Annotated in this window: 5 protein-coding genes; 4 read left to right on the top strand and 1 reads right to left on the bottom strand. The window is 64.8% G+C overall.

All coding sequences use genetic code 11. The annotated features are described in order from the left end of the window. The 4 genes from HP546_RS27340 to HP546_RS27325 form a co-directional block, all read left to right on the top strand. Positions 1-709: ABC transporter substrate-binding protein (locus HP546_RS27340; protein ID WP_256678553.1), on the top strand; the 709-nt coding region annotated here is incomplete at its 5' end. A 184-nt stretch (positions 710-893) separates the two neighbouring features. After that, positions 894-1,511: a GTP cyclohydrolase II gene (ribA, locus tag HP546_RS27335; RefSeq protein WP_172232079.1), complete on the top strand. Its 618-nt coding sequence runs from the start codon at positions 894-896 to the stop codon at positions 1,509-1,511. After that, on the top strand, positions 1,508-1,927 hold the full coding sequence (locus tag HP546_RS27330; RefSeq protein ID WP_172232076.1) for an MFS transporter: 420 nt from the start codon (positions 1,508-1,510) through the stop codon (positions 1,925-1,927). Before ribA ends, HP546_RS27330 begins: the two co-directional genes overlap by 4 nt. After that, positions 1,927-2,739, top strand: coding sequence for a cobalamin-binding protein (locus tag HP546_RS27325; RefSeq protein ID WP_172232073.1), 813 nt, complete (start codon positions 1,927-1,929; stop codon positions 2,737-2,739). Before HP546_RS27330 ends, HP546_RS27325 begins: the two co-directional genes overlap by 1 nt. Here the strand turns inward: HP546_RS27325 and HP546_RS27320 are convergent. Next, on the bottom strand, positions 2,717-3,847 hold a 1,131-nt coding region (locus HP546_RS27320), incomplete at its 5' end, for a TonB-dependent receptor domain-containing protein (protein ID WP_172232070.1). The two genes, HP546_RS27325 and HP546_RS27320, sit on opposite strands and share 23 nt — an antisense overlap.

Below are 3,847 nucleotides of genomic sequence, written 5' to 3'. Positions count from 1 at the left end.
TGGCTTTGCCCCGTGGGTGATGGCTGCCGACGGCGTGCCGAAGCAGATCCATCTGGTCAGCGAAGAATGGCTCGACTACACCAACGCCGACGGTACCGGGGTGGCCTGGGACGTATTGCGCAAGGTGTTCGAGCCGGCCGGGGTCAAGGTGGTTGCCCAGAGTGCGCCCTATAGCCGTGCAGTCGGGTTGGTGAAACGGGGTGAGGCCGATGCCTGGGTGGGTTCTTACAAGGATGAGAGCGACGACAACCTCTACCCGCGCTGGCACTTCGATCTGGACCACATCTACGCCCTTGGTCTGGCCAGCAAGCCTGTGCCGACCCCGGAAAACGTAGGCAATTACCGCCTGGCCTGGGTGCGTGGCTACGACTATTCCAGCTACTTGCCCAATGCTCATGACTTCCGTGAAATCCAGCGCCGCGAGGGCATTTTGCCAATGCTCGAGCACGATCGCGTGGACTTCTACATCGATGCGCTGACCGAGGTGGACTACGTGCTCAGCCAGGCCCCGCACCCCGAGCGTTTCCGCCGCACCCATGTAGCCGAACTGCCGCTGTACCTGGCCTTCGCCCGCAACGACCGGGCCAGGGCCTTGCGCGATCTGTTCGACAAGCGCATGGCCGAACTTGTGCGCAGTGGCGAGCTGAAGCCGATTTTCGAGCACTGGAAGCAGCCGTATCCGTTCACTGCAGATAGCACACCGCACTGAATCCTGTTCATGTGGCCTGGCGCGGTTCCCACAGGGACTGTGCAAACCCGATTGACCGGGTGCCGGACTCTGCCAAGCATCGAACTTTTCGATCCTGCCCCACGGTATTCAGCCCGCCCATATCCCCCAACCTGCTGATACAATCGGCCCACGAGAAATTTTCAACTTATTCCAGGAGCACAACGTGCCCGTCGTCTTTGTTGCCGCCTCTAAACTCCCGACGCCCTTCGCGACTTTCACCATGCATGGTTTCCTTGAGGAAGCCACCGGCCGTGAGCACGTGGTGCTCAGCCTGGGTGACATCGCGGACGGGCAGCCGGTGCTGGGGCGCCTGCATTCCGAGTGCCTGACCGGCGATGCCCTGTTCAGCCAGCGCTGTGACTGCGGTTCGCAGCTGGAGGCCGCCCTGCAGGCCATTGCCCGCGAAGGCCGTGGCGTGCTGCTGTACCTGCGTCAGGAGGGCCGTGGTATCGGCCTGTTGAACAAGATCCGCGCCTACGAGCTGCAGGATGGCGGCGCCGACACCGTAGAAGCCAACGAGCGCCTGGGCTTTGCCGCTGACCAGCGCGACTACGCCATCTGCCTGCCTATGCTCGAACACCTGGGCGTGAAGGCCCTGCGCCTGATGACCAACAACCCGCGCAAGGTCAAAGCCCTGACCGACATGAACATCGTGGTTGCCGAGCGGGTGCCGCTGCACACCGGTCACAACCCGCACAACCGCTACTACCTGGCGACCAAGGCCGGCAAACTGGGCCACATGCTGGGCAGCGAACACCAGGGCGAGGTGCCCCAGGCGTGACCCGCGCCCAGGTCAAGCGGCGTCTGGCGCTGGCCTGGTGGCAGTACCTGGCGATGGGCCTGGTGCCGCTGCCGGTCATGGCCTGGGCCTTCGGTGGCGGTGATGCGCTGATCCCGCTGCTGGCGATGCCGTTGTTCATCGCCGGTGCGGCGACCATGTTCCTCAGCCTGCCACGCTTCGGTGCCTACAAGCGCGCGCTGATCGCCACTTCCAAAGTGCTCGGCACCAGTGAAGAACCTGCCGCCTGGATCGAACTGGCGCGGGTGCGGCGCCTGGCCATGCTGTATGCCTGCTTCCCGGCCTGGGTCGCAGCGCTGTCGGTGCTGGTTGGCCTGGAGGCGGTGCCACAGATCCTGCTGGCACTGTCGACCGTTGTGGTGCTGTACCTCTATCGCATTCCGCGCCAGCTCGGCTGATGCGCCTGCTGCCTGGCCTGCTGGCGCTGCTGGCCTGCACTGCAATGGCCGGCGAACCGCTGCGGGTCGTCAGCCTGGCACCTTCGATGAGCGAAATCATGCTCGAGCTGCACGCCGACGACCTGCTGGTGGGGGTGCTCGACGGTGGCGAGCGACCGACGGCGCTGCGTGACCTGCCCTCGGTAGGGCGCCAGGGGCAACTGGACATGGAGCGCCTGCTCAGCCTGCGTCCCGACCTGCTGTTGCTGTGGCCAGGCAGCGTGGCGCCCGCCCAGCGCGACCAGCTCAAGCGCTTTGGCATCGCTACTTTCAGTGCTGAACCCCATGGCATCGAGCAGCTGATCGAGCAGATCGAGGCCATCGCCACGCGCGTCGGCCGTGCCGAGCAAGGCAAGAACTACGCTCAAGCCCTGCGTGACCGGCTGCAGCAACTGCGCAAGCAGTATCGACGGGAAGAACCCTTGCAGGTGTTCTACCAGGTCTGGGACCGGCCGCTGTATACCCTCGGTGGCCGGCAGGTGGTAAGCGATGCCCTGGCCGTGTGCGGGGCGCGCAATGTCTTCGCCGACCTCACGCAACCGGCGCCGCAAGTGAATGTGGAAACGGTGCTGCTGCGCAACCCGCAGGTCATCCTGGCCGGCGACCAGGCGCAACTGGCCAGCTGGAAGGCCTGGCCGCAAATCCGTGCGGTCGCCGATGACCGCTTGCTGGTGGTGCCTGACAAAGGGCTGGAGCGGCCCAGCGGGCAAATGATCGAAGCCACCGCCCGCTTGTGTGCGCTGCTGGCCGCTAGAGCGCCGGCGTCCAGGTGACACTGAACAGCAGCGTGCGGCCTTCTTCACGGTAAGGGTGGTAGGTCCCCTCGTAGCTGTACAGGGCGCGGCTGGAGCTGCGGTCCAGCAGGTTATCCAGCTTGGCTTCCAGTTTCAGCGCATCAGTTGCCGCCCAGCTAGCACGCAGGCCCAGCACGCCATAGCCACCGATACGGTTGCGGTTGGCCTCATCGTCATAGCTGCTGCTGACCGCCTGCCAGCTGCCGCCAATGCTGAAGCGCCCGAATTCACGGTCCAGGTCCAGGCTCAAGGTGCGTCGCGCGCGGCGGGCCAGGGTGTGGCCGGTATCGCGATCGCGTGGGTCGATCAGCGCCAGGCCAAGCTGGCTGTGCCAGGCGCCCCATTGCTGGTTGAGCGCCATTTCCAGGCCGTTGATGCGTGCCGAGGCGACGTTGCGGGGGATCGAGTCCTGGCCAAAGATGATCGCGTCGCGCAGGTCGGTGCGGTAAAGCGAAGTCTCCAGGCGGCTGTCGCCAGTCAGCTGGCTGCGCCATTGCAGCTCGTAGCTGCGGGAGTGCTCGGGGTCCAGGTCCGGGTTGCTGAACTGCGGGTAATACAGGTCGTTGAACGTCGGCGCGCGGAAGCCCTCACTGTAGGACAGCAGCACATCGTTCTGCGCGTTCAGCGGGACGGTGACGCTGCCGCTCCAGGTGGTCTGGCCGCCAAACTGCTGGTTGCGGTCATGGCGCACGCCCAGTTCGGTGGAAAACCGTTCGCCCTGGTAGCGGTGCTGGGCGAACACGGCACGGTTCCAGCGGCTGTCCTCGGTGAAGTCGGTGCTGCCATGTACGCGGTCCTGGTACCAGTCAGCGCCGATCAGCAGCGTGTGTTGCTGCCCCAGGGCCAGGTCGTTCTGCCAGGTGGCCTGGTCCCGATAGGTATTGAACACGAAGCGTTCGGCGCTGAGTTTGTCGCGCTTGTCATCGCGGTTTTCGCTGTGGGCAAGTTCCAGGCGTGAGTGCCAGGCATCGCTGAGCTGGGCGTCGAAGTAGCTGCCCAGGCTACTCACACTGAAGTCGGTGTACGGCTGTTGGCCAAAGCTCTCGAAGGTGATCGGGTCGAAGCCGCCGAACGGGTTGTCGTATTC

The sequence above is a fragment of the Pseudomonas sp. CM25 genome, assembly GCF_013179705.1.
Classification (GTDB): Bacteria; Pseudomonadota; Gammaproteobacteria; order Pseudomonadales; family Pseudomonadaceae; genus Aquipseudomonas.
The sequence above is the reverse complement of the archived record's forward strand: the minus strand, read 5'-3'. Positions and strand labels throughout refer to the sequence as shown.

What these genes read in the sequence shown, in the direction of transcription:
- HP546_RS27325 (WP_172232073.1), top strand. Translation starts at nt 1,927, where the DNA reads ATGCGCCTGCTGCCTGGCCTGCTGGCGCTGCTGGCCTGCACTGCAATG.